1 protein-coding gene is annotated in these 456 nt (G+C 41.9%); it reads left to right on the top strand.

The window, feature by feature from the left end; all coding sequences use genetic code 11:
- The coding region (locus AX662_RS10830) for a hypothetical protein (RefSeq protein ID WP_197414715.1) at window positions 1-456 on the top strand (456 nt) is incomplete at both ends.

Here is a 456-nt window from a genome sequence, read left to right on the forward strand (position 1 = left end):
CTGTATCAAATTCTGAATCCGCTTCAGAGAGTGCTTCAGTATCTGAGTCACAATCCGTTTCAAACTCAGAGTCCGCTTCAGAAAGTGCATCAGTAAGCGAATCACAATCATTGTCTAATTCCGAGTCTGCATCTGCAAGTGAGTCGATTTCAGAATCACAATCATTGTCTACTTCAGAATCCGCGTCTGTAAGCGAATCAATCTCTGAGTCGCAATCAGTGTCAAACTCAACTTCAGCCTCAGTAAGTGCTTCAGTTTCAGAATCACAGTCTGTTTCAAATTCTGGGTCAGCCTCAGCGAGTGCTTCAGTTTCAGAATCACAATCAGTGTCTAATTCAGAATCATCGTCAGTAAGTGAATCAATTTCAGTCTCACAGTCTGTTTCAAACTCAGAGTCAGCTTCAGTAAGCGAATCAATTAGTGAGTCACAATCAGTGTCAAACTCAGAGTCAGCAT

This window comes from Streptococcus sp. CCH5-D3 (genome assembly GCF_001556435.1).
Classification (GTDB): domain Bacteria; phylum Bacillota; class Bacilli; order Lactobacillales; family Streptococcaceae; genus Streptococcus.